Here is a 22,539-nt window from a genome sequence, read left to right as displayed (position 1 = left end):
GAAATGTATTAATTGAATATCAAATAATTATAGCTGAAAAAACTTAATTTGAGGTTTTACTTGTATTAGTATGGACCAGATTTCTGAATAATATACATCATAAATTTGATATGAAATGTAGATATGTATAGGAAGATGAAAAGGGGAGCAATAGATCCAGACGTTTATTAATTTTATTAGTAATTAGGGTGAAGGATTTCAAGAGTCGTTAAAAGTAATAGAACAGATGTTAGAACAAAATGTAGATTGTACAATAGTTGAAAAGGGGGACGAAGACGCTTGTATAATGAAATCAGTTGTTAAGACAATGCGTGAAATAACTTATTATACTTTTTAAAGAGTGAAATCAATGAGTACGAAGATTTTAAAGAACATAAATAATTTAGAAAAAATCAATTGAATTATTGAACAATTTTGATGAATAACAAAAGGCCAATGTAGTCATATAACTAATAGAATCATATTTTAATCGATTGTTTAAAATATGATTTATGCCAAATTATATAAAAAATTAGGGAATCTTTTAGAAAATATGCTAAGTCTCCCTAAAAAGTTACAAATAGATGCAAAGTATTATATTTAATAAATCTTGTTTTAGAGATTAAAATAAATAAAAACATTAGAATTAATATTTGGGCCATAATGGTTATTGTATCAAGGTATTGGAGATTTTTACTTAGTAAATTTCTAAGTAAATAGTTTAGTAAATAATAATTGAATATACTGGATTCATAAGGTTTAAATTTTATAGTTGAATTCAAAAGAAAAAATTATAGTACATAGAAAATATATATGATTTATGAGTTGTTTGATTGAAGACCAACAAGGTTATAAAGAACTATAGGAAGACATTACAAATAGCCTTGCTGTATATGTTTTTTTCAGCAAGGCTATTTGTAATTGGATTTTTTTGATTTTAATCGTGTTCTTCTAAAAAATTATAGAAAACAAATGTATGACTATTAGTTGTATCTAAGAGTGAGCTTGTATTTTGTGCATTACGTTTTCTACGTTCTTGCTTCTGTTTAGATTTTTGATTAAACATTTTTATGAAATGTGCAGGATTACTGTTTTCAGCTTTATTAAACTGGAACCATTGCACACATTCTTCAAAATCCCATCTTGTGTAGCGATCAATATCCGGTGGCAATCTTAAGGCAATTGTATACGCATCAGTTTCAGATAGGTATGTTAGCTCTTGACTCAAAATGTAGTAATACGCTCTTTTCTGATCTTCACTCAAATAATCATTTAAGTTTTGTAATCTATTATTTTTCCCTTGTTTCTCATGATTGACAGCAGGTTTTGATTGCTCTTCAATGCCGAAAAAATCTAAGGAAGGTGAAGGTTTAAAATTGTTCTTTTGCATAAATTCGGGATCTGTTACATCAGACTTTTACTAATTTTGTTCTTTAAAAATCTAGTAAAAGTAGCACAAACATCAATTGCTACAGCCCATTTTATCTTGAAATATTCAACAATCCTTAAATAGTTATTATGTATTGTTAAGATGTAAACAGAGGGGGCGATCTTTCCATGCCGTCTTACCTTTATTTGTTGGCATACCCCTAAATCTTGCAGCCAATTAAAAACGTAATTAATAATAGGTTTTGAAATCCCAGATTTTTTGCTGATGTGTTCTTGTCTAACTTGACTATAGCCTTCTTGTACTAAATAAGATAAAACAGTCTCTAAAGCTTCGTATTTCCTTTTGGTAAGATAATCTTTTGCGGTAGCACCTTCACACTCTAGGACAATACTATCAATATAAGAAATTATTTTCTTGATTTCTTGATTGATAGCTCCAGGAGTTTTAGATAAGTGATGAATGTGGGGACTTAGTTCCGCTTTTGCTCGACTTAACAAAAAGTTTCGTGAATTCACAAAAAAACCTCCAATTTCTCCCACTAAACACATACAGAAAAAACATGGAAAAATAGAGGTTCTTATTCACATTAAATTCACCTTATGTTATAATTATCGTCATAAGTGAACATTAAAAATGTTAAATAAGACCCTTGCTATTCTAGGAGTTTTAAATTGGTTCATGTCGCCAAACTAGAGCCCAATTTAAAACTGAGTATAGTGGGGTTTTTTTCTGTCTACATATTTAAAAAAACATTTTTTCTTCAAAATACAATCTTTCTTTTTATCTTATATTGTTATTAAAATAATATCAATCCCCTCAAGTAGCATTTGCTATCCCATCTGTAAAAAACATGTGGATATATTCACTCTAAAAGCATATCTGAATTTAAAAGTTTGTATTTTCTTATTAAATTTTTAATTTTCTGATAAATATAAAATTTTTATAATGAGCACTTTACACATAACTATAAGGCCTTCGTGTTAAAATATTTCTAATTATACAATTTATGAGAAAAATATTAAGTTATATAATATAATGACAAGTTTTGATTACCCGATTATAAAAATTAATTATTAACCTCCAAGAATATATCAAAATACTACACTATAGATTAAAATGTCTTTTTAATAATTTATATTGGGTGATGTGTCTTGTGCTTGGAAGGGGGCTTTACATTGAAGAATTTAATGGGGAAATTGTCAGAAATTAAAACTGAAAAGAAAATAAGTAGTAGACAACTAGCAAAGGAAATTGGAACAAGTAAAACAACAATTGATAACGGACTTCAATGTAAAACAGAAGAGTTTAAATTTGAGATTTTCTTAAGGTTAGTTCAAGCCATTTGTGATAGTTCGGAAGAGCAAGGAAAAATCATTCATGAATATATTCTTCTTTGTAAAACACCATTAAATGTACAAAAAGCATTATGCTATTGCCAAGCAATGGGAGAATACAAATTAATAGCAGATATTATAGAAAAACATTCAGATACAAAAGGATTAAAGAAGTACTTAGCGGTTTATAAAATACAGAACAAAAGGAATCAAAACATAGCAAGAGGTCAGCAACTATTGGATGAGATGTATGTTAAAGATTTCTCTTCAGATACGGTGTGCCAAGCAGCCGTAAACATTTTATATATGGAAGCTATGTATGATAAGCAAAATTATAATGCTGTTATCCCTTATGCTGATCGCACAGATGTTATTTTAAAAGAAATAAAACAAGAGTACGTTAAGCAATGCTTGGAAATGAAATATAAAGAGCGTTTGGCTTATATATACTTAATGAGAAATGACTTAGAAAGATGTCGCAATACATGCTATGAAATTCTGGATTCTGAATTAGATATTTCTATTATTAAAGCTACAGCTTGGTGTTGTTTAGGAGAAAGTTTCACATTTGAATGCCCATCTACAGCTGAGAAGTATATTAAGAAAGCTATTTCTCTTTGTGAAAGTATTCAAGTTCCACAAAAAACACAAAAATATGTAGCGTTTCATACTACACTAGCGCATTTATATATAGAAAATGGTGTTAATTTGGATGAGATAAGATTTGATCTTATTCATTTATCTGAGAAAGCTTTTTTTGAATGTATGCATGGTGATAGGGAAACAGGAATTAAGCTATATGAAGAACTGAGAAAAGATGGCAAAAAATTCACGGCTTTTCAACAGTATTCGTTTTCGAAAATAAATAATGATATAATAGGATTAAAAGAATCATTAGAATCTTTTGAATTGACAGGTAATATATTTTATTCGCAATACGTCAAGAAAGAGCTATTAAAAGAAGAGGTGAAGTCAAGTGAATAAATTTTTAGCGGTTACGTTATATACCGTAATGCTATTGACATCGTTTTTTCAATTAGAAACACCAGATTCACAACATGCAAAAGTGCAAGATACAAATAAATATGTTATGCAAAGAATGGTCGACCCCGGCGGTGGTTAAGCCGTTTAAACAAGAAAGACGCTACTAAAAGGTAGCGTCTTTCGTACTTTATAATGGTGGTTCATTATTTAAAAGCGTAAAAATTTCGTGCCACTAACACATGAAAATATAAAAAATTCACGTAAATACGGGAGGGTTACAAAATGAATCTTAATCAAGAATGGTTTAATGAAATGATTGACCAGGACAATCAAATTTTAGAAACTTATCGTTAATTATTACTGTTAATTGGAAACTTTCAAGAAGAATAATGGATTTCAGCTATCTTTTAGTTTATTTTTAGTCTCAATTCTATGCGTTAAATATTTTGCATACTCAATCAATTCATTTTCTAATAGTGGTTTATCCTTATCAGGAACATTTTTATAACTTTCGTACAAATCTTGGGCTAAACGTTCTACAATTATTTTTCGATCTTCTGTTGTAAGAGCTTCACTATCACCAATTTTATGATTTAGGAGTCGATCAGTACTTACATTAAAATAAATGGAGATCTTTTGGAGCGTTTCAAAACTTGGCTCTTTCCTGTTATTTTCCCAGTTGGAAATAGTACTACTAGCGACTCCTAAAACATCACCAAGTTCCTTCATATTTAATCCTTTAAGTGTTCTTAGAATTCTAACATTTTCCCCGAAAAAATTCTGTATCATTTATTTCACTCCAATCGATTTATTCACCTTTGGGATAAAAAAGTTTCCCGAAAGGATTGACATTCTACTTTAAGGAGAATAGAATGTGATTAAGGGGGTGAGAAATTGACTGTTATACGCAATATTAGAGAATCAAAAGGGTTAACAATTCAAGAGCTGTCGGAGGCTTCTGAAATACCCGTGAAAACCCTGTATCACATTGAAACTGGTACAAAAGGAGTTATTGAAAATAGGGCCAAACTTCTTGCCGATATTTTCAATGAACCGATTGAAAAACTTTTTTTTGCTACGTACTATCGAGCAAGATTAGAATGAAACAAATTTCATTTACTCATTAAACAATAATTATACATCTATATTGTAAATGAACAATACAGAAAAAGGATAACTTAATTAGTATTTTTCAAGTTAATAAAACTGAAAATTCGGTTTTTGATGATCTTTGAAAATTGTATACCATATGAGGGAGCTGTTAGTCATGTTGAGACGTTCGTATCAAATGCTACTCATTACAATGAGTACGCTTCTTGTAGCAATAAACTTCCTATTTCCGTTTACTAAGGTAAGTGCTGAAGTAATTCAGCGTGAGCAATATAAAATGGATTGGAGTTATAGCCATCAATATGGGAAAGATGTTCGAACGGAACCCCTCAAAAATTCTAATGGGCAAATTGCGTACTGTCTTACATATGGACTACGTTCACCGAATGGTGAGGATCTTCCAGAAGTAGGGCGAACAGATAATGTGGTATATAGAATTTTAATGAATGGATACCCACAGAAATCTCCACAAGAATTAGGTGTTTCGAATTGGAAGGAAGCTCATTATGCAACGCAATTAGCGGTTTGGAATGCATTAGGACAATTATCTATTTTGGAGCTTGAGCATCGTAATGCTAATGTTGAAAAAGCAGCTAAGGCGATTATTTATGCGGTGAATCATAGTAACGCAACACAAGAAACTTACATGAATGTAATTCCAACTGATAAACAAGAAGCAAAACTTAATGGTGAGTACTTTGAAACGAGTTTGTACCAAGTAGAAAGTAACGCTAAAAATGGTGTATTCACTGTAAACCTTAAAAATGCACCGAATGGTACAAAAATTGTTGCTGAGAATGGAGAAATGAAAGAACAATTCCAATTGGGAGAGAAATTCCGTATTTTGGTTCCGAAATCCTCCAATACAGGTAACCTTTCCTTAAAAATCACTTCTAACCTAGTCAATTTACATGCAGTTGCTTACAAAGGAACTGATAAAATTCAAGATGCTACCGTACTATTAGAGCGTAGTGAAGAAAAAGTAAGTACGGATTTAAATGTGAGTTGGAAATCAGTAGGTCAATTAGAAGTTATTAAAGTAGGAGAACAAAAAGAAGTATTACAAGGTGCTGTATTTGATGTGTTTAATAGTACGAATGAAAAGGTTGGTACTATTACTACAAATGAAAAAGGAATTGCTAGCCTTTCTAGTTTAGAAATCGGAACTTATACTCTTAAAGAGGTAAAATCACCTACTGGTTATGTAATGAATGAACAGCCACAACAGATTGAAGTTAAAACAGGTGAGATTGCAAGAGTTACAGTACAAAATAATAAAGTAAAAGGGAGTATCGAAATTAAGAAATTAAGTGACAGCGGAAAGCCTATTTCAAAAGTAGAGTTTACAGTGTTCACAGCAGAGGGAAAAGAAGTCACAAAAACAATTACAAACGAGCAAGGGATTGCACAAGTGAAGGATTTTCCGTATGGAAAGTATTATTTTGTTGAGACAAAAGGGGTAGAAGGATACCTTCTTAATCAAACTAAATATCCATTCGAGATTAAAGAGCAAGGAAAAACGCTAACATTCACAGTCGAAAATAAAGAAGTAAAAGGAAACGTGCAACTTCTAAAAGTAGATGGAGAGAATCCAGATAAAAAATTAGAAGGTGCAGTGTTCGTTCTTCAAGATAGTAAAGGGAAGAAAATAAGTGAACACAAAAGTGATAAAAACGGTTTGATTGAAGTGAAAGACTTATCATTTGGAGCATACTCATTTGTTGAGAAGCAAGCACCAACTGGCTATGTTTTAACGAAAGAATCTATTCCTTTTAGTATCTCGGAACAAGGAAAGACAATCATGCTAACAGCGAAAAATAAGCACATCACAGGAGAATTGGAGATTAGCAAGGTAGATATTGCGGATGGCAACAATAAACTTCCTAACGCTGAATTTACTATCTTTAACGAACAAGGAAAAGAAGTTGCAAAAGGCAAAACGGATGAAAACGGCATTGCAAAATTCAAGCTTTCATATGGAAAGTACACGTATAAAGAAACATTCGCACCAGACGGCTATTTACTGAATGAAGAAATATTCTCTTTTGAAATTAAAGAGGATGGTCAAATTATTAAGCACACGGTGAAGGATCAGAAGAAACCGACACCACCTACACCAGAGACACCAAAACCAGAACAGCCAGAAATACCACAAAAACCAGAGCAACCAGAAGCACCACAACCACAGGTACCGGAACAACCAAAAGTAACCGAAAAACCTGTCATTCCACAACTAGAGAAACCACAACTAGAACAAACACCAAAGAAAATCGAAACGTATCTACCGACAACAGGCGGTAAAGCCGAAAATCCATACATAAAATGGATTGCTCTTGCATGTGTCGTACTTGGCTTAATTGGAGCCGTATTTGCAGTAAGAAACCGTAAGAAAGTTCAATTATAATATGAAAGAATATGAAGCTCATTTTAGTGAAGTAGATGAAAATTCGTTAGGCTTTGCTATTGGATTTCGAAATGCATGCATACTCGTAATTCCTATTTGGACAGTTGTTTTTTGGATAGGGAGCAAGATATAAGAAACCGAGAGGGAGATGAAATGAAATGCCAGAAATCTACGTCGGTAAACTGAAAAATTTAGGGAAACCTGGGGAAGACGTTATGCAGCGCAAGAGTGCTTGGTTACCTGAAGAATTGATGCAAGCAATTTCAATCGCTCAAACTGTAATTAAGCCATTAAAGCAACATGATTATTGGATAGAATCCGCTACAAAATTATTGGCAGGAGTTATTTTGTATCTGGATCAACGGCATAAAAACCTATATTACCTAGATGTGAAAAAAGTTATTGAGTTCACGGAAAAAATGTATGAGAGTGAAGCAAACTTGGTAGAGGTAGTAAATTCGCTCGAGAATGAGCATCCAGCTTATCATATCTTCCATGAGCTAGGTCTTTATTCAAAAGAAACAAGGGATGCGATAACTATCACTTTGCTATACATTCTTGAAAAACATCAACGTGAAAAGCAAGGGGAACAAAAAGAGTATTTTTGGTTTCAGTAGTAGTCAGAAGAGGGAAATGAAATAGAAAGGAGTGCAATACATGTTAGGCGTAGCTAAGAAGTATACAAAGGTGATTAGAGCGTTGAAAGAACTGAATGAAGGGGGAAAGGTTGCAGGTGTCATAAAAGCTCGTTTTGGAGCTTATAAAACGGTCATAGAAGGTGTGAGGAAAACAACAGATGATTTTATTTTCATTTTTGATCCGAAAGGCATCTTTTATGAAGATACCCATCAAGAAAAACGAAAACAAGGATATCAAATCATCAAACATGATTTACTAACTGGTTATGGAACACTACAAATGGATCTAAAACAAAAATCCGTTGTGTACATCAGTGTAGAAACGGAAACGAGTACGTATCAAGAGAGAGGAGAAGCATTATCAAATTTTCTTCAATATCTAACAGAATGCAAGAATATAAGACCGATTCACCTGGTATTTCATCAATATGATTTGTACCCAATCCCTCATATGGAGCAGTTTTTAAAAGAAAGCGCAACATACCACATTCAGCATTCAATCGTTGTTGAATCTCAATCCGCATTACAACACATATACGGAAAAGAAGCAGCGCAACGCATCATAACCTCGTATAACACAACAATCCTAGCATGATATGAAGCACTCGTTCACTATTTCATCCTATCTAGATGGCTAGAAAACTAGACAAGGGAGAAGCGTTTTTCTCCCTTCTTTATCAAAAATAGGAGGCGTTCATATGGGAAAAGAAAAAAGACTCACATTTTATGATATTGCGGCATCACAAGCTCATAGTGTTAAAACTTTTGATGGAAAAACATACGAACTGAAAGGCACGATAGCAATTGAAAATAGCACAGGAAGCATTGAGAAGGTGGCTCAAATTTATTATCAAGTGCGCTCGGTTAGAGATGAACATCAAAACTTAATTGCTAAACGAAAAAATAAACATGCGGAATTAGTAGCTGTAAAACAAAAGTGTAAATAAAAAAAGCGATTTTGAAGTGTGCTGAGAACATAGCACAAAGTAAGTTGCTCTTTGAAAATTTAGATATATATTGCGTATCTTTTCCTTTCAGTAATGATTTAGAAGGATAGTATACGACTTTCAATATATATGCGTGCCTCCCTTCGAAAGGTCACTAGAAGGGTTAGGTATACGGTTATCGTTGGGTGAGTAAGATCGTAAAACTCATCTGTGACCACTGGGAAATGCATTGTATCAAAGACCTGTTTGTGTCAGTACTCGTGAGGAATATCCCATTTTGACATTCTGAAGAAGCGAGGAACATCACAACAGTAGATACATAAGGTTCTACGTTCACGCCAAAATACGTAGTGCGGTATTGGGCATATAGAAGCTAGGTCGGGATTAGTCTCTATACGCATGCCAATACAGGGTTCGTCATTCCAGCCATAAATGATATTTCCATTTTCTATCCCACTTTCCTTTAAATGTTATAAAATAAAGACAGATGTTGGAGTTTAAAAGTGTCTCATCACACTTCAAAATCGCTTATAAAAATATGACATAGGGAGGAACATGCATGAGTCGTAAAGGGTGGATCATTTCCGCTGTTGTTGGACTGTTAATTGCAATTGGTATTGGTTCAACATTTGTCTTTAGTTCGGGAAAAGGGGAAGTAATGGAACTTAGTCCGTTAGAAATGAAGAAGTTCATGAGTGAAGATGGCACAGGTTTTGTTATGTTAAGCGCTGACAAGAAAAAGCGAGAAGATTGGCTTCATTTTGTAAAAAAAGTAGCTAAACAAGAAAATGTTGAAGTACACGAGTTAGATGAAGAACGTGAGGATATACCAGGTACCAGCAATCCTCATGATTGGGGACTATCTCAAAGACGAAGTTCTCTTGCGTACTATGAAAAAGGAAAGCCGAAAAAAGATATTAAGCTGTCAGAAATTAAAGCATCAGAGCTTGAAAAAGAAATTAGTTTTTTTGTTAAAAATTGCAAAGAACAATATCAGAAGTAATCACATAATCATTGAAAGGTGGTGATATAGTGGCGATTACACAGAGGGAATTAAAAAAAGAAAAAGATATGGTAGCAAACCTATTAAGAGCCAATGGTCAGGATTATAACCATTGGCTTCATTTACATCATCAGAAATACATTGAAGAAAATCAAGATTTAGTAATGAAAGCTTTACAAGCTTATAAGGCAACATCAACAGAAGTAAAAGAAGACAGCAAGGCGAATGAATCAAGTCAGCTTAGTAACGTATAAGCACTTAAAAATGAAAAGGGAGTGAATGTATATGTCAATGTTGGAAACATTATCTCAAATGTTAGTGTTAGGTGATGCGATGGACGGTCTAATTAATACAGGGAATTCATTTATTGCATGGATGCAAAGAGGGGCAATGGTTAGTACAGCGATTGTCTTTTGCTGGGGCGCTTATCTACTAATTTGGGGCGGTGAACGAGGAAGACATAAATGTATATGGTGGTTTCTTGGTGGGGCAGCCGGACTCGTTATTGTAATGGGATGCCAATACTTAGCAGAGAGCGTAAATAGCAATGTAAAATTTGGTCAAATCTTATTCCCGTTTTTCTGGATGAAATAGTGAAAAAATATAATTAAGGCAATGAGGAGGCTATGCAAAGGGTATGGCTTTTTTTGTTGCCTTTTTTTCATAGAATTTTAGTTTTATTAAGCAATCGGGGTGTTAATTATGAGATTACCAAGTGTATTGGAGAGCGTTTCGGTTATTGGTAATATACAACCGATCATGACAGTACCAACAACAGAAGGGCTGTTAAGAGCTTTAGTATTCTTCATCGTTATTTGGGTATTGGTATCTGTTTTTTGTATCTATTATAAGTACGCAACCATTAAAGCTGAAAATAATAATTCAAGAGATCAGTTGAAGTGAATTTAAATTAAACGGAAGAAAGGAGAAGCCATGTTTGTCATTTTTAAGAGTAGCAATGGAACAGAAATTGAGTTGGGTAAGCAATATTCGTTTCATGAAGCTTATATCTTAACGAAGCGATTAGAACGAGTTTATAGAGAGGCAGGGCGGCAAGAACATATTGACTTCGATTTGTTAGATGGTCATTCTAATGAAATTTATAACGGTACGTTATCACTTGGTTCGAGATATGCAGATCACATTTTTGATCACATTTCTAAAAAAATGAATGTGATGCAATTAGATCCAGAACAAGAGGAACAAAAGAAGGAGCTGTTAGAAACATTAGAAAGAGAAATCAATGATTCTCCTTTTCATGAAGAATATGAATATCAAGAAGAATCATCAGAAAGGAAGGAAGAACCCTCTTATAGTCCAGCGGATGAAGTAAAAACGCTAGTAAAGCCTGGAAAGGAAAATAGAAAAGGATTCAAGATTATTGCGAGTGTCATAGGAAGCGTGGTGTTAATTGGAGCTGGTGCCATATTTGCCTTCAAGTTATTCTCTTCTGAACCAGTTTCGAGCGCAAATGCTGGCTCTGAACAATATGTAGTAAAAGGATTACAACAAGCAGCCATTCAGCAGTATGGAGAAGCCGTTAAATACTTCGATAAGGTCAATTACACAGAATTAGATAAAGATAGTCAGAAGGCAGTTTTATTTACTTATTTATTAAACGGAAAGGCAAATAAAGCATTACAATATGAGCCGAAATTTGCAGAAAGTGTGGTTGCTTATTTTATTGGGATAGACAACATGAATAAAATCAATGAAATTGATGTCAAAAATGATGTAATCAACTTTGAAAAGGCAGCACTTAATAAGAAATATGAGGAGGTAATTAAGCTTAAGGGGAAAGTCAATATGGACGGTAGACGTGAAAAACTCATTGTTGAAGCTTTTGTAAATCTAAAAAAATATGAAGATTGTTATTCCTTTGCTAAAACGCAAGGAAATAAAAATGTAATGAAAGAGGTCAAAGAATTAGAGGAACGAGATATTCAACAATCTACGATAAGTGAAGAAGAAAAGAAAGCTAAGATTGAAAAAATTGATAAAGATCTACAGAACATCTAAGGGGGAGAGAATAACATGCCTTTAAATTATGAGAATCTGTACAAAAAAATGGGAATTGTTTTTCTTGGTGGTTCATTGATATTAAGTACGACAGGTTGCAGTTGGTTTGGAAGTAAGGACTCATCAAAAAGTAAATCAGCTATTACAAAAAAAGTAGATAAGAATAAGCCGGAGGAAAAGAAAGAAGATCTGAACAAACAAGATTTTGAAGCAATTACAGAGAATGCAATTCAAAGTAAGGATAATGAAGTTGCTTATGTACTCGAAGAGCTGGATAAATCAAAAATTAATTTTAAAGAAAAATCTATTGTAAGTAATCTTCAAAATGGGGATGACACCACTTCTCGTGTTCTAGCACTCTTTGACAAAGAAACAACAGATAAAACACTTCAAGATACAACAAAAGATAATGTGATTGCAGCTATTACGGATAATAAGCCACAAGTCACCGTGAATGGAGATCATTTTGCATTCGGTGATCAAAATATTGATTCTTCAGTAGCGAGTATAGGTGATATTCTTCCACCAGAGAAGAAACCAGATACAATTGTAAACCCACCAATTATAACGGAGGGTGAGAATGGTAATACGGAAAATACAGGGACAGAAAAACCAAAGCCACCAATAGAACCGGAAAAACCAACAGAACCAGAAAAGCCAACAGAGCCGGAAAAACCAACAAATCCAGAGAAACCAACAGAGCCGGAAAAACCAACAAATCCAGAGAAACCAACAAATCCAGAGAAACCAACAGAGCCGGAAAAACCAACAAATCCAGAGAAACCAACAGAGCCGGAAAAACCAACAAATCCAGAGAAACCGACAGAGCCGGAAAAACCAACAAATCCAGAGAAACCGACAGAGCCGGAAAAACCAACAAATCCAGAGAAACCGACAGAGCCAGAAAAACCAACAGATCCAGAAAAACCAACAGATCCGGAAAAACCAACAGATCCAGAGAAACCGACAGATCCAGAAAAACCAACAGATCCAGAGAAACCAACAGAGCCAGAAAAACCAACAGAGCCAGAAAAACCGACAGATCCAGAGAAACCAACAGATCCAGAGAAACCAACAGATCCAGAGAAACCAACAGAACCAGAAAAACCGACAGATCCAGAGAAACCAACAGACCCAGAAAAGCCAACAGACCCAGAGAAGCCGACAGATCCAGAGAAACCAACAGACCCAGAAAAGCCGACAGAACCAGAAAAGCCAACAGACCCAGAGAAGCCGACAGATCCAGAGAAACCAACAGATCCAGAGAAACCAACAGATCCGGAGAAACCAACAGACCCAGAGAAGCCGACAGAACCAGAAAAGCCAACAGAACCAGAGAAAACAACGAATCAAGAAAAGCCAGTTCTGAAACAAAATGAAAAGATGGTAGCGAGTAAATAAAGAGAAAACAACTGATTTTGCCAAAAAGGTACTCATAAAAAGAGTACCTTTTTAATTTGAAGCTGGATTGAACAGAGGTGATTCTTTGATATGTATAGTGAAAAGATATCAATCAAATATAAATTAGCTGAAAAAGAAGTACTCATTCCATTGAGTGCTTTTTTGTTTGTTGGAATGTTATTGATCGCTAATTTTTTACTCAACTTATCTTTAGAGCTGATAGAAACAACATTTAGTGATTTATTACATCCAAAACCATTTCATATGGAGATAGGATTTCTTTTTCAGATGCCAATTGCAGAGCATCCAATTTACTACTTGCTTGTTTTCCTTGTAGTGATTGGAACTATAGCGAGAACAGTGTACAAATTGAAATCTTCCTTTAAAAACTTAAATAATCATCAGAAAGGGTCTAGTCGTTTTACAACAGTTGAAGAGTTGAAAAAACAATATCGAGCTGTACCAGATCGAAAGGAATCATTTAAAGGTGGCGGTGGTGTTGTTATCTCCCGACTAGGTGACAAGGTATTTATAGATGATAGTCCGGTAAACAATTTAATTATTGGTACAACACGCTCTGGTAAAGGGGAAATTTATGTATTTCCTACAATTGATGTTTATTCCAGGGCGGAGCATCAGCCTTCTTTAATTATTAATACACCAAAAGGGGAACTATTTACGGCATCGAAAGATACCCTGGAAAAAAGGGGGTATCACATTGAAGTTTTGAACTTGTTAAATCCACTTGATTCTATGAGTTATAACTTATTGCAGCTTGTCAAAGATGCTTATAAAGATGGAGATTATTCAACAGCGCAAGCGCTATGTAAAACACTTTCTCACACTTTGTATTACAATCCAACTGTAAAAGATCCTTTTTGGCAACAGTGCGCTATGAGCTTGTGTAACGCCATGATATTAGCCGTTACAGATAAATGTATTGCGGAGGGTACAGAAGAAAAAATCACAATGTATGCAGTTGCAAATATGTTATCAGAGCTTGGTTCAAAAGAGGTAATCGTAGATCCGGAAGCTGATCCACAAAATGCATTAGATTTATACTTTGAAGGCTTACCAGCGGATAGTGTTGCGAAGATGCAATATGCAACCTCAAACTTCTCAAAAGGAACGACACGAGGCGGAATTTTTACCCAAACAATGAACGGACTTTCTATTTTTACATTTGATGAAATAGCTAAAATGACAGCAAAAAATAGTGTGGACTTAAAACGTGTCGGTTTTGGAAAAACGATAAAAGGAAAAGTGACACCTAGAAAACGAGTAGAAATTATATTTCCGGATGGCTCAAAGGAGTCTATCAAGGCAGATATTACAGGACGTTTTGCATTAGATTTTAAGCAAGTAATACAAGTTGGAGATACGATTCAATGTAATGAAAAGGAAAATCCTCAAACGAAAACATCTATTTTCATTACAAAAATAGATGAAAAAACGGGTCATACAGAATTTAAAGTAGTAGAAGAACATGAAGATATGAAAATAACAAAAGTGGATTATTTCAATAAACCAGTTGCTATTTTTATGATTACACCAGACTTTGATTCTTCAAATCATGTGATTGCTTCTATTTTTGTAAGGCAGCTTTATTTTATATTGGCAAAGGGTGCATCCCTCGCTCGTGGAGGGAAATGTCACCGTGAAGTGGTTTTTTGCTTAGATGAGTTTGGAAATATGCCGAGTATTGAAGGAATGGCAAATATTATCACGGTTTGTCTTGGTAGAAATGTTCGCTTTAACCTTGTAATCCAGGCATATGCACAATTGAAAAATAAGTATGGTGAGGATGCAGATACGATTGATGGAAACTGTGGGAATACCATCTACATTCTAACTAACGATCAAGAAACCGCCGAAAAAGTGTCCAAAAAACTAGGGAATCAGACAATTAACCTACCTTCCCGAAGTGGAAAAGGTCTTTCTACTGATAAAAATAAAACGGAAGGTCTAGATCAACGACCATTGTTAACAGCAAATGAACTTATGAATTTTAAAGAAGGAGAAAGTGCCGTTATACGTGTCATAAAACGTCAGGATAATAACAGAAAACGGATCAGACCTCGCCCGATTTATAATACGGGGGAAACAGCCTTAAAATACAGATGGGAGTACTTAGGAGTAGAGTTCGATACAGATAAATCTATTTTAGATATAGATATCGATTCTCTACATGATGATGTAAATCCAAAATCACTCATTGTAGATTTTCTAGGAGAGAGAAAAGCAGAACAAATTGAGAAAAAGACATTAGAACCAGAACAAGTACAAGAACAAGAAGCTTCTTCCCAAATAGAGACACCGCAGCCAGTAGAAGAACCAACAATGATGGGAATTGATGAAGAGATTCCGGAAGAGGCGTTTCAGCAGGAAGATAGCCCGTTTAATTTCCTCTCCATTGAAAATTGGAAAGAAAAAACGGTTAATGAATTTTTCGAATCTGATCTAGCAGTTTTGAAATTGGTTGATAAGTTCTTTTTAGCGCAATTAGGTAAATCAATAGATGAAGTTGAAAATCAAGAAATGGGCGAGTTTTACAGTGAATTTCAAATGTTGGCTCACAATGACCACATCGACAAAAGTGTTTATCAAGCAGTTGAAAACAAGATTAATCGAATCTTGCGTGATTTAGAAGAAAAAGAACAAGTAACAAGTTAGAAAGAACTCAAATGATTGAGTGCTTTTTTGAATCCAAATATAAAGGGGGAAGAGGTAATGGGTGTACCGACAATAACGGATAAAATGCAATTGATTTTAGATAGCTACTCGCCATTTGTGACAGAAGAAAATGAGGTCATTCTTGGTCTAGAAGATGCGGTTCTTTTCCTTTCAGTAGATCGGGAACAAAAAGGGAAATTGATTATTCGTATCGACAGACTAAATGAGAGAGTGAATTGGACAGCAAAAGAAGTATTAGGGCAATAGCAAGCATGAGAGGAGGGTAAATAGTGAAAGATGAAGAGATTTTAAAGGTTTTAGAATCGTTCTCGGATTATCTTCAAGTAGGAGACATCGTGAATTATGTATTGCGTTGGCTAGGATGGTTCCTAATTGTAGGCTTATCTTTAGTTGTAGATGCTTTAGAAGGTGTGACAGATGCCATACTGGGGATTAAAGGATTCTTTAATTCACCGGAAATACAAAATTTTGTTGATATGTTATATCCATTGTTTGTCGTTCTTTTAGCCATTTCGTTTTTATATATTGGCTACATGTTTATTATGAACAAACAAATGAATCGTTCTCAAATTATCATTAATATTTTCATAACATTGAGTGTACTTTGTTTATTAAGTACTGGTATGACAAGGGTCGATAAGTTCACCGATGATGCCATAGCTGTTGTGAAATCTGAACAAAAGGGTTCTTTAAGTGATGAAATTATTAAGAAGAATATAACGGATGTTGCAGTAATAGATCAAAACGGATGGAAAAAGAAAGAAGATATGAATCCGAAAAATAATATTCCTGAAAAAAATATTAGACAGATAGATATTACTGAAAAAATAGATGAGGATTTTGAATTTACAAAGGACAAAGATTTATCAGATAACGGAAAGAAAATTTTGAAAAATAAAAGAGTAATGGATGCGTTAGGAGTTGCATCTTTAGCAGAATTGAAGGATGGATGGTTTGATTTCTTTCCAGAAAAGTATTATCGCTGGCATTGGAATTTCTGGAATATATTCTTTACTTTACTGATAACAGGATTAACGTTGTTATTGGTGAGTATTAAACTAGCTAGGTTATTTTATGAATTAGCATTTAACTACTTGTTAGCGAACATATTAGCACCAGCCGATGTTGCGAATGGTCAAAAGTTAAAAGCTGTATTATCTAATATCCTCAATATATTTATAGCAACGATTATGATATTCCTATCTTTGAAGCTATATCTAATTGGGACGGCATTTCTTCATGACAAATTAAATGGTGTACCGTATCTGATTGCATTAGCGGCATTTAGTATGGCAGTACTAGATGGACCGTCAGTCGTAGAAAGGTTATTTGGTATAGATATTGGGTTAAAAAGCAGTTGGGGCATGTTAGTAGGTGGTTTCGCACTTGGTAAAGGAATTGGCAGTCTCGCAAATTCAAAACCAATGAAGAGTCTCGGAAATATGATTGGAAAAGGAGCGAAAGGTGCAGCAGAAGGAACTGGTGTTGCAGCAGCTAAAACAGCAAGTGCGGCAGCGATGGCAACAGGTGGAATGGCTGGTCTCATAAGTGGCTTGAAAAATGGAAATGAGTCTGAAAATAAAGATTCATTACAAGATCAAATGAAAAAAGCTGGTGAGAAGAAAGCAAATGGAAATGATGAAGCAAATAAGGAAAAAGAAAAAGGCAACTTAAATAAGGAAAAAGATAAAAAGAATAGTGGTACGCCATCACTTCAAGAAGACATGAAAAAAGGAGGGAACGAAAACCCTGGGGTAGCGAATGGGCAAGAATCGGGAACAACAAGTCTTCAAGATGAAATGAAAGAAGCTGGAAAAGCAAATGGAGCAAATGAAGGAAATCAAGCACCAGGAACAGTAAAACAAGGAACAAGTGAAGGAAGTCAAACACCAGGAACAGTAAGACAAGGAGCAAATGAAGGAGTTCAAACACCAGGAACAGTAAAACAAGGAACAAGTGAAGGCAGTCAAGCACCAGGAACAGTAAAACAAGGAACAAGTGAAGGAAGTCAAACACCAGGAACAGTAAGACAAGGAGCAAATGAAGGAGTTCAAACACCAGGAACAGTAAAACAAGGAACAAGTGAAGGAAGTCAAACACCAGGAACAGTAAGACAAGGAGCAAATGAAGGAGTTCAAACACCAGGAACAGTAAGACAAGGAGCAAATGAAGGAGTTCAAACACCAGGAACAGTAAGGCAAGGAGCAAGTGAAGGAAATCAAACACCAGGAACAGTAAGACAGGGAGCAAATGAAGGAAATCAAACACCAGGAACAGTAAGGCAAGGAGCAAGTGAAGGAAGTCCAACACCAGGAGGCGTAAGACAAGGAGCAAGTGAAGGAAATCAAACACCAGGAACAGTAAGGCAAGGAGCAAGTGAAGGAAGTCCAACACCAATAGAAACACCAAGACCAGCATCAAGCGGAAGTAGCCCGGCACCAGTAGAAACACCAAGATCAGTACCAGTACCAAGTGGAGGAAGCCCGGCATCAGCCGACATCGTAACGGTGACACATAGTAGCCCAATTATTACTTATGAAAGTGATAAAGAAGTGGCAGCAAGTAGAGGTCAAGAAACACGGACATTAGGACAATATACAACCGAAAAAGTTAAACATACGACATCATCGGTGAAACAAAAGGTAAGAGGAGTGCAAGAACGCATTCATAATTCGGAAACGGTACAGAATACAAAGCGTTTTTATCAGATGGGGCAAAACACGAGTAAAAGTTGGAGAGATATTGTGAACAAAAATAAAAACAATACAGATAAAAAATAAGCGTAATCGTACGCTTATTTTTTATTGTCGAAAAGGAGGGAATCCCGATGAGAAGCTATCGGATTCCGAAGGAAATCAGTACAGAATTACGGATTAATAAAGTGCTTTATTTAATAGATTTCTTTTTATTAATTGGTTTATTAGTTGTAACAATGATTCTTAGGAACTTCGTACATGAGTCCTTTCAGTTACCATTTATTCTTTTCATGGTAGCTATTGCAATTATCATGATTTGGCGACCAAGTACGAATCCTCAAAAACGAATGTATGAAGTATTGATTATTACATTGCTAAGAAGGAAAGGTGCATATTGCGCCATTGATAACGATCAATAAGGGAGGGATCACATATGGCGTTATTCAGCGAAAAAGATGTAGAGAAAGAAGAGCCAAAACAACTAGAGAGACCAAAGAAAAATGCATTTCGATTTAACGAAAAAAATGTAAAAGAATCAATTTCTGAACCAAAAGAAATTGTGAGAGTGGTACCCAACAAAAAGAAAGAAGAAAAACCAAAGGTAGAACCAAAAGTAGAACCAAAGGTAGAAAAAAAGAAGAAAGAAAAGCCAAAGAAAGACGCTTCGAAAAAGAAAAATCCAAAACTGTTAGGTTTTTTATCTAGAAAAAAGAAAGAAGCACCACCAAAGGTAAAGAAAAGTATTGCGGATATTATGCAAATTGTAGACATGACAGAGGATGGCATATTTGAACTGAAAAATGAGGAGTTTTTAGAAATTCTTCAAGTGGAAGGTGATGATATGTTCTCTAAGAATAGCGATGAACAAGCATTTGTCATTTTCTCACATGCGTATTTTTATCAAGCATACAAACAGTCCATAAAACTCGTTTTTTTAAACTTCCCATGTCAAACAACTGAACAACAGCGATATATTGAGAAGAAAATTAAAGAATGTACCAGTCCTTTGTATGAACGAATTTTAAATCAAAAGTTAAAAGAACTGCAGTTTTTAGAATGGGGCAGAACCAATCGGGAAGCCTTCTTATTTATTTACGGAGAAACGGAGTTAATCGTAAAAGAACGTGTAGATGCAGCAAAGCGATATATCAAACGCTCTACGGAACTATTAGAGGTGGATGAAGAGAAAAAGTTAGAGCTTATGTTTAAATTGTTTAATCAAAATGCAAAATTAGGAACGAAAAATATATGGTAGTAAGGGGGCAACAATATGTTTGCGTTCAGGAGTAAAAAATCTAAAAAAGAAAAACAAGAGGAACTAAAAAAGAAGAAAGGTTACAACCCCTTTTTAGTGGCTAGAGTTCAGCCACAAGGGGGAATTAGTTTTAAAGAAAGTTATTTTCAAACAGGTGATGGATTAGGTACTTGCATTCATGTCTATGATTATCCAACAGAGGTAAATGATTTTTGGTTAGAGCAAATTATGAATATGCCAAATGTGATCACAACATTAGATGTCATGAGTGATAATCGAAATGAAGTTGTTGAATCAATTAATAAATCCATGAGTGAGCAAAGCGTTCGGCATGATACAGCAAAGGATAATATAGATCGGATCGATGCAAAAAATGAATTTTTAGAGCTGGAAGCTCTTTATACGGATTTGAAACAAGGTGAGGTCATGAAACGTATTCACATTCGTATTTATGTTTCCGCTAGAACAATAGATGAGCTAGAAAAACAAGTAAAAGAGATCCTGGAAACATTAGAATCTTATAATTTTCGAGGAGCTGTCTTTTTAAATGAACAAGAGTATGAATGGGATGCACTCGTAACGAGCTTTGATACACAAAAAAATTATGTGAACCGAAGAAAAGGGAAAGAAATTCCGGCAGTCAGTTTGGCTGGTGGGTGTCCGTTTCATTATTCCTATTTGCACGATCCATACGGTACGTATTATGGAACAACGAAAACAAAAGGAAATGTTATTTTTGATATCTTCCACAAAGACAATCAAAGAAAGAGTTATAACGGTGTAATGATTGGGAAGTCTGGTGCGGGGAAATCAACATTGTTAAAAAAGAAAAGTGTGGATTATGCAAGTAAGGGTCATTTTGTTCGGATATTTGATGTTGTAGAAGAGTTTACAGATACAGTGAAAGAACTAGGAGGAAAGACCATCTCATTAGACGGTTCTCAAGGTCAAATTAACCCACTTCAAGTCTACAAAACAGCAGAACTTGAAGAAGTTAGTTTCACTCAACATCTATCTAAATTGACAATTTTTTATCGATTCATTGCGCCAGAGGCAAAAGATGATGAAATTAAAGAATATGAAAATTTGCTTCGTAAATTATATATTCGTATGGGATTATGGAATGACGAAAAAGGAGCGAAAAATGAAATTACAACAAGAAAATCAAAAGAATATCCGATTTTCTCTGACTTTTTAATGTTTGTTCGTAAAGAATTATATCAAGATGTAGAAGCTAGAAAGCATCATGATAATTTAGGAGACAGTAGAATTCATCGTTTAGAATTAATTGAATTAAATCTTACAAATTTAGTAGAAGCATATGCAGAATTATTTGATGGTCATACTACAATTGAAGAGTTCAAGAAAGAACAAGTTGTATCCTTTTCCTTACGGAATATATCCAGCTTTAAACCAGAAGTATTCCAGGCACAGATCTTTAATGTGTTAAATCTCCTTTGGGATGAAATGATTTCAAATGGTGCGCCTCAATTAAAAGCCTTTAACAAAAAGCAACTTGCTTTTGAAGATGTAACTCGTTATTTCATTATTATTGACGAGGCTCATCATATCATCAACACGAAAAAAGAAAGCGCTCATGCGCTACAATTTTTAACGAAACTTAGCCGAGAAGATCGAAAATACTTTGCAGGGCTTTTATATGCAAGTCACACAATTCGTGATTTTGTACCGGAAGGTTCTTCACAAGAAATGATTGATGAAATTAAAAAACTATTTGAACTTACACAGTACAAATTTATCATGCAGCAAGATAATAACAGTTTAGATATGTTACGAAAAGTATTTGCAGGACAGTTAAGTGAAAGTGAGATTGCAGCGATTCCACATTTGCCAACAGGGGATGTCATCTTAAGTATTGGGGCTGTAAAAAACATTCATTTTCATGTAGAAGTAACAGATGAAGAATTGATGTTATTCGGGGGAGGTGCTTAATACCATGCATCTAGTTTTGAAGGTTATACCAAAGAAATGGCTCATCACTTTAGCGCTACTTGTGATGGGTCTTTTTTCTTTTCTTTTACTTGGAGTTATGAGTATTTTTATTGCGGCAATGGGGAGCGAAAGTGGAACGGACGCAGGGGATATTACGTATACAGGTGAAGGGCAAGTCATGAATGTTTCACCTGAAGTTCTAAAATGGGAACCTACGATTCGGAAGCATGCGAAAGCCTTTGGCGTGGAACCGTTTGTTGCTTTAATGCTTGCTCAAATGATGCAAGAGAGCGGAGGACGTGGTAGTGATCCGATGCAGAGTTCCGAAGGCGCTTTTAATACGAAATATTGTAAATCACCAAACTGTATTACAGATCCGGACTACAGTATTTGGGCTGGTGTACAGGAGTTTAAACATGCGATAGAAAGAGCCGGAGTAACGAGTCCAGGGGACATGGATCATATTAAAACAGCCCTTCAAGCTTACAATTTCGGGACAGGATTTTTTGATTTTGTTGGCGCAAATGGTGGTAAGTATACGAAAGAATTAGCAATCAAATTTTCACAACAACAATATCAAAAAGTGAAACATACAGGAATGTACCATTGCCTTAGACCAGAAGCCGTACCATATCAAGCGTGTTATGGCGATATTGTGCGCCCATAAGGGGGCAAGGAAAAACGGTGATTGCAAGCCATTAGGTTAACCTTAAATGACCTAGTATCACTTGG

19 protein-coding genes and 2 pseudogenes are annotated in these 22,539 nt (G+C 34.8%); 19 read left to right on the top strand and 2 right to left on the bottom strand.

Annotation, left to right across the window (positions count from 1 at the left end):
• Positions 1–916 precede the first annotated feature (916 nt).
• Positions 917–1,917, bottom strand: a pseudogene (locus MRP26_RS29640) (Replicase RepFR55).
• Between the two features lie 639 nt (positions 1,918–2,556).
• Between MRP26_RS29640 and MRP26_RS29635 the strand changes: the two are divergent.
• A complete protein-coding gene (locus tag MRP26_RS29635) occupies positions 2,557–3,687 on the top strand; it encodes an AimR family lysis-lysogeny pheromone receptor (RefSeq protein WP_242807431.1) in 1,131 nt (376 codons plus the stop codon).
• Between the two features lie 396 nt (positions 3,688–4,083).
• Here the strand turns inward: MRP26_RS29635 and MRP26_RS29630 are convergent, their stop codons facing one another.
• A complete protein-coding gene (locus MRP26_RS29630) occupies positions 4,084–4,476 on the bottom strand; it encodes a helix-turn-helix domain-containing protein (RefSeq protein WP_098818479.1) in 393 nt (130 codons plus the stop codon).
• A 105-nt stretch (positions 4,477–4,581) separates the two neighbouring features.
• Here MRP26_RS29630 and MRP26_RS29625 point away from each other — a divergent pair, with 105 nt between their 5' ends.
• From MRP26_RS29625 to MRP26_RS29540, 18 genes and pseudogenes are all read left to right on the top strand, one after another.
• Positions 4,582–4,791: a helix-turn-helix transcriptional regulator gene (locus MRP26_RS29625; protein WP_000216138.1), complete on the top strand. Its 210-nt coding sequence runs from the start codon at positions 4,582–4,584 to the stop codon at positions 4,789–4,791.
• Positions 4,792–4,954: 163 nt separating this feature from the next.
• Entirely contained in the window at positions 4,955–7,201 is a 2,247-nt protein-coding gene (locus MRP26_RS29620) for a SpaA isopeptide-forming pilin-related protein (RefSeq protein WP_242807416.1), read from the top strand.
• Between the two features lie 158 nt (positions 7,202–7,359).
• Complete coding sequence (locus MRP26_RS29615) at positions 7,360–7,818, top strand: type IV secretory system conjugative DNA transfer family protein (protein ID WP_214632342.1); 459 nt, start codon at positions 7,360–7,362, stop codon at positions 7,816–7,818.
• 40 nt (positions 7,819–7,858) lie between these two features.
• Positions 7,859–8,434 carry a type IV secretory system conjugative DNA transfer family protein gene (locus MRP26_RS29610; protein ID WP_242807414.1) on the top strand — a complete coding sequence of 192 codons (576 nt, stop codon included), beginning with the start codon at positions 7,859–7,861 and terminating at the stop codon, positions 8,432–8,434.
• Positions 8,435–8,537: 103 nt separating this feature from the next.
• Positions 8,538–8,786: a hypothetical protein gene (locus tag MRP26_RS29605; RefSeq protein WP_000514061.1), complete on the top strand. Its 249-nt coding sequence runs from the start codon at positions 8,538–8,540 to the stop codon at positions 8,784–8,786.
• Between the two features lie 559 nt (positions 8,787–9,345).
• Positions 9,346–9,789, top strand: coding sequence for a hypothetical protein (locus tag MRP26_RS29600; protein ID WP_012263729.1), 444 nt, complete (start codon positions 9,346–9,348; stop codon positions 9,787–9,789).
• A 29-nt stretch (positions 9,790–9,818) separates the two neighbouring features.
• Positions 9,819–10,043: a hypothetical protein gene (locus MRP26_RS29595; protein WP_001018798.1), complete on the top strand. Its 225-nt coding sequence runs from the start codon at positions 9,819–9,821 to the stop codon at positions 10,041–10,043.
• A 31-nt stretch (positions 10,044–10,074) separates the two neighbouring features.
• The gene (locus MRP26_RS29590) at positions 10,075–10,383 is read left to right on the top strand and encodes a hypothetical protein (RefSeq protein WP_000062187.1); all 309 of its coding nucleotides are present in this window, start codon (positions 10,075–10,077) and stop codon (positions 10,381–10,383) included.
• 108 nt (positions 10,384–10,491) lie between these two features.
• Positions 10,492–10,692 (top strand): hypothetical protein, encoded by a 201-nt coding sequence (locus tag MRP26_RS29585; protein WP_242807412.1) that lies wholly within the window; start codon positions 10,492–10,494, stop codon positions 10,690–10,692.
• Between the two features lie 30 nt (positions 10,693–10,722).
• The gene (locus MRP26_RS29580) at positions 10,723–11,808 is read left to right on the top strand and encodes a hypothetical protein (RefSeq protein ID WP_242807410.1); all 1,086 of its coding nucleotides are present in this window, start codon (positions 10,723–10,725) and stop codon (positions 11,806–11,808) included.
• Between the two features lie 15 nt (positions 11,809–11,823).
• Positions 11,824–13,209: a hypothetical protein gene (locus MRP26_RS29575; RefSeq protein ID WP_242807408.1), complete on the top strand. Its 1,386-nt coding sequence runs from the start codon at positions 11,824–11,826 to the stop codon at positions 13,207–13,209.
• 90 nt (positions 13,210–13,299) lie between these two features.
• Positions 13,300–15,882, top strand: coding sequence for a VirD4-like conjugal transfer protein, CD1115 family (locus tag MRP26_RS29570; protein WP_242807406.1), 2,583 nt, complete (start codon positions 13,300–13,302; stop codon positions 15,880–15,882).
• Positions 15,883–15,939: 57 nt separating this feature from the next.
• A complete protein-coding gene (locus MRP26_RS29565; RefSeq protein WP_000538815.1) occupies positions 15,940–16,149 on the top strand; it encodes a hypothetical protein in 210 nt (69 codons plus the stop codon).
• A 23-nt stretch (positions 16,150–16,172) separates the two neighbouring features.
• A complete protein-coding gene (locus MRP26_RS29560) occupies positions 16,173–18,683 on the top strand; it encodes a pLS20_p028 family conjugation system transmembrane protein (protein ID WP_242807405.1) in 2,511 nt (836 codons plus the stop codon).
• 47 nt (positions 18,684–18,730) lie between these two features.
• Positions 18,731–19,018 carry a DUF5592 family protein gene (locus MRP26_RS29555; protein WP_001258281.1) on the top strand — a complete coding sequence of 96 codons (288 nt, stop codon included), beginning with the start codon at positions 18,731–18,733 and terminating at the stop codon, positions 19,016–19,018.
• A gap of 14 nt (positions 19,019–19,032) precedes the next feature.
• Positions 19,033–19,854: a hypothetical protein gene (locus MRP26_RS29550; RefSeq protein WP_001173334.1), complete on the top strand. Its 822-nt coding sequence runs from the start codon at positions 19,033–19,035 to the stop codon at positions 19,852–19,854.
• Positions 19,855–19,869: 15 nt separating this feature from the next.
• Positions 19,870–21,807 carry a VirB4 family type IV secretion system protein gene (locus MRP26_RS29545; RefSeq protein ID WP_242807403.1) on the top strand — a complete coding sequence of 646 codons (1,938 nt, stop codon included), beginning with the start codon at positions 19,870–19,872 and terminating at the stop codon, positions 21,805–21,807.
• 4 nt (positions 21,808–21,811) lie between these two features.
• A pseudogene (locus MRP26_RS29540) lies at positions 21,812–22,465 on the top strand (lysozyme family protein); the annotation flags it as partial.
• Positions 22,466–22,539: the final 74 nt, after the last annotated feature.

Source organism: Bacillus sp. CCB-MMP212 (assembly GCF_022748145.1).
GTDB classification, from domain to species: domain Bacteria; phylum Bacillota; class Bacilli; order Bacillales; family Bacillaceae_G; genus Bacillus_A; species Bacillus_A cereus.
This window is presented reverse-complemented; position numbering and strand designations above follow the sequence as displayed.

What these genes read in the sequence shown, in the direction of transcription:
- MRP26_RS29635 (WP_242807431.1), top strand. Translation starts at nt 2,557, where the DNA reads ATGGGGAAATTGTCAGAAATTAAAACTGAAAAGAAAATAAGTAGTAGA.
- MRP26_RS29630 (WP_098818479.1), bottom strand. Translation starts at nt 4,476, where the DNA reads ATGATACAGAATTTTTTCGGGGAAAATGTTAGAATTCTAAGAACACTT.
- MRP26_RS29620 (WP_242807416.1), top strand. Translation starts at nt 4,955, where the DNA reads ATGTTGAGACGTTCGTATCAAATGCTACTCATTACAATGAGTACGCTT.
- MRP26_RS29615 (WP_214632342.1), top strand. Translation starts at nt 7,360, where the DNA reads ATGCCAGAAATCTACGTCGGTAAACTGAAAAATTTAGGGAAACCTGGG.
- MRP26_RS29610 (WP_242807414.1), top strand. Translation starts at nt 7,859, where the DNA reads ATGTTAGGCGTAGCTAAGAAGTATACAAAGGTGATTAGAGCGTTGAAA.
- MRP26_RS29605 (WP_000514061.1), top strand. Translation starts at nt 8,538, where the DNA reads ATGGGAAAAGAAAAAAGACTCACATTTTATGATATTGCGGCATCACAA.
- MRP26_RS29600 (WP_012263729.1), top strand. Translation starts at nt 9,346, where the DNA reads ATGAGTCGTAAAGGGTGGATCATTTCCGCTGTTGTTGGACTGTTAATT.
- MRP26_RS29590 (WP_000062187.1), top strand. Translation starts at nt 10,075, where the DNA reads ATGTCAATGTTGGAAACATTATCTCAAATGTTAGTGTTAGGTGATGCG.
- MRP26_RS29585 (WP_242807412.1), top strand. Translation starts at nt 10,492, where the DNA reads ATGAGATTACCAAGTGTATTGGAGAGCGTTTCGGTTATTGGTAATATA.
- MRP26_RS29580 (WP_242807410.1), top strand. Translation starts at nt 10,723, where the DNA reads ATGTTTGTCATTTTTAAGAGTAGCAATGGAACAGAAATTGAGTTGGGT.
- MRP26_RS29575 (WP_242807408.1), top strand. Translation starts at nt 11,824, where the DNA reads ATGCCTTTAAATTATGAGAATCTGTACAAAAAAATGGGAATTGTTTTT.
- MRP26_RS29570 (WP_242807406.1), top strand. Translation starts at nt 13,300, where the DNA reads ATGTATAGTGAAAAGATATCAATCAAATATAAATTAGCTGAAAAAGAA.
- MRP26_RS29565 (WP_000538815.1), top strand. Translation starts at nt 15,940, where the DNA reads ATGGGTGTACCGACAATAACGGATAAAATGCAATTGATTTTAGATAGC.
- MRP26_RS29555 (WP_001258281.1), top strand. Translation starts at nt 18,731, where the DNA reads ATGAGAAGCTATCGGATTCCGAAGGAAATCAGTACAGAATTACGGATT.
- MRP26_RS29550 (WP_001173334.1), top strand. Translation starts at nt 19,033, where the DNA reads ATGGCGTTATTCAGCGAAAAAGATGTAGAGAAAGAAGAGCCAAAACAA.
- MRP26_RS29545 (WP_242807403.1), top strand. Translation starts at nt 19,870, where the DNA reads ATGTTTGCGTTCAGGAGTAAAAAATCTAAAAAAGAAAAACAAGAGGAA.